This is a genomic window from Desulfosarcina sp. (genome assembly GCF_033791525.1).
GTDB lineage: Bacteria > Desulfobacterota > Desulfobacteria > Desulfobacterales > Desulfosarcinaceae > Desulfosarcina.
Window position 1 is genome coordinate 1 of sequence record NZ_JASJGN010000443.1, and the last position, 2,764, is coordinate 2,764.

Annotated in this window: 2 protein-coding genes and 1 pseudogene; 1 reads left to right on the forward strand and 2 read right to left on the reverse strand. The window is 54.5% G+C overall.

Annotated elements, in window-relative coordinates; all coding sequences use genetic code 11:
• The coding region (locus tag QNK41_RS21055) for a VOC family protein (RefSeq protein ID WP_319261224.1) at positions 1-237 on the reverse strand (237 nt) is incomplete at its 3' end.
• A 200-nt stretch (positions 238-437) separates the two neighbouring features.
• A complete protein-coding gene (locus QNK41_RS21060) occupies positions 438-1,619 on the reverse strand; it encodes a pyridoxal phosphate-dependent aminotransferase (protein ID WP_319261227.1) in 1,182 nt (393 codons plus the stop codon).
• A 529-nt stretch (positions 1,620-2,148) separates the two neighbouring features.
• Here QNK41_RS21060 and QNK41_RS21065 point away from each other — a divergent pair.
• Positions 2,149-2,764: pseudogene (locus QNK41_RS21065) on the forward strand (ammonium transporter); the annotation flags it as partial.

The following is a 2,764-nucleotide window of genomic DNA, read 5'->3' on the forward strand; positions in this document are numbered from 1 at the left end:
ATGCTGGATACCCTGGCCCCGCTTTTCGATATACTTGGCCACCGGACCGTCCGGCGCGGTGGACTCCAACAACTCCACTTCGCTTTCTCCCACAGGGAAAAAGGCCGTGGTGACCTTTTGCTCGGCAACGGTTTCCGCGCCTTCGAAATCCAGTCCGAGCACGCCGGACCAGAAATGCTTGCCGTCATCAATACTGTTGACCGCAATTCCCAGATGATCGATCTTCAAAATCTTCATGAACCACACCTCCTTTTACCTAATCGTTGAATTAACCGAACATACCATGATGCCTCAGTGTCCATCCAGAAATGGTAGATTGTGGCTCAGATCAGGGCCGCAGGGTTATTGAAACCGAAGGCGTAGCAGCGCTACGTTGAGGTTTTCAATAACCCGAGAACGCAGATATGGGCCGCAAGATGCCGTTTCTGGTTGGGCACTTATTTGTATTTTTGCATCACCTTCCTAAACCCCGGCAAGGCGTTGACGATGGTCTGGTCGTCCACGCAAAAGGCAATCCGGAAATGCCCCGGTCCGGCAAAACCGCTTCCCGGAACCACCAGGATCAGTTCCTGCTGCAGATCTTTGGCAAAAGCCACGTCATCGGCGATGGGCGACCGCGGAAACAGGTAAAATGCCCCCGACGGCGTAGTGAATTCATAGCCGGCATCGTCGAGCCCGTCACATAACAGATCTCTCTTGCGTTTATACTCGCCGATGTCCACGCTCATCCCCTGCATACAGGAAACCACCCGCTGCATCAGGGCCGGCGCATTGACAAAACCCAGAATCCGGTTGGTCAGCGCCATGCCGGCCATCAGCTCCTTTTTATGGGTGGCGGCGGGATTCACCGCGGCAAAGCCGATGCGTTCACCGGGAATGGAAATATCCTTGGAATAGGAGGTGGCGATAATGCTCTGATGGTAACTTTGAAAAATGGACGGTACCTGTGCATCGTCGAAGACGATCTTTCGATAGGGCTCGTCGGAGACCAGGTAGATGATGTGACCATAATCACGGCTTTTTTCAGCCAGCAGTTTCCCCAACGCATCCAAACTCGACTTGCTGTATATCTGACCGGTGGGGTTGTTGGGAGAATTGATCAGCACCACTTTGGTTTTTTCGGTAATGGCGTCACCCAGTGCTTCGAGATCGAGGGTAAAGTCCGGCCGGGTACCCACCATTTTCAGTACACCGCCATGATTGTCCGCATAAAACCGATATTCCACAAAGCACGGCGAGGGTGTCAACACTTCATCACCCGGATCCAGCAAGGCTTTGAAGATGACGTTGAGTGCACCGGCAGCTCCGCAGGTCATGATGATTTCATCGCAGCTGATGGCAACGCCCTGCTCCTTGGTCAGGTAATCGGCAATGGAGACGCACACCTGGGGATAGCCGGCCTGGGGCATGTAGCAGTGGTCACCCAACCCGCATGAATCCACAGTGTCCCTGAGAATTTCATTGAATTTTTCCGGCGGCGGAAGGACGGGATTACCCAGGCTGAAATCAAACACCTTTTCTGCACCGTGCTCAGCCTTGAGTCTGGCCCCTTCTTCGAACATTTTGCGAATCCATGACGACTTGGCCATGATGTCGTTGATCTTGCGTGCAACGGTCATCGGACTTTTCTCCTATGTCTGCGGTAGGTTCATGGGGCTAACAACTGGCGCGCCGTACGCTTTCGTAGGGCATAAATAACTTATGGAGATCCCGGAGAAAATTCAAGCCATAATGTGAACCGTCCCCGCGGCCAGCCGCGGGGACGGTTCACCAAAAGGATCAAAATCGATTCCCCGTTCGCTGGCGAACCCCGCCGCAAGCAACAGGAAATGCGCTCGCTATCGAAAGTCAACCGCCGGCCTGAGGCACCTGTTCAGACCGCATCATGCCGGGTCCCGCCTTCCGTCCATGACCATATCGATAATACATTTTTGTAGTTTAAAGATAAAACCCTTGTTTTTTCAGCGGTTGCTACCGCCCTTGAACCCTGATCCAACGTTGAAATTTAGCCTGGTTAAGCAATATTCAGTTGCATCCAGGCTATGCAACCCAAAAACCCTGGACGGTCCCCAAATCCATGAGTCATGCGGTGCACTGATTTCCAGTCCTTGAGCCCGTGACGCGGTTGTCGCCAAATCATGCCGGAGCGCCAACTATCTGTGGACGCTGGTGGCTGCCGCCCTGGTGTTTTTCATGCAGGCCGGTTTTACCCGGGCCAAGAATTCCATCAACATCATGATGAAAAACCTTATGGATTTCTCCATCGGCTCCATCGCCTTCTGGGCCATCGGCTTCGGGCTCATGTTCGGTGCCACCTCCACCGGTTGGTTCGGCACCACGGGTTTTTTCTCAGCGATTTTACACCCGACGGTGATCCGTGGGTGCTGGCCTTCTGGATGTTTCAGGTGGTGTTTGCCGCCACTGCCGCCACCATCGTGTCGGGCGCCATGGCGGAACGCACCAAATTCACCGGTTATATCCTTTACAGCATTGTTGTTTCCGGTCTGATCTATCCGGTCTTCGGCTCATGGGCCTGGGGCAGCCTGCTCAACGGCAGCGGCTGGCTGGAAGGCTTCGATTTCATCGATTTTGCCGGCTCCACCGTGGTCCATTCGGTCGGCGGCTGGGCAGCCCTGGCCGGCGCCATCGTATTGGGCCCCCGTCTGGGCAAGTACACCAAAGACGGTAAAATCAAACCCATCATGGGCCACAACATTCCCCTGGCCGCGCTGGGCGTGTTCATCCTATGGCTGGGATGGTTCGG

Coding starts and splice junctions, on each gene's coding strand:
- QNK41_RS21060 (WP_319261227.1), bottom strand. CDS start 1,619: ATGACCGTTGCACGCAAGATCAACGACATCATGGCCAAGTCGTCATGG.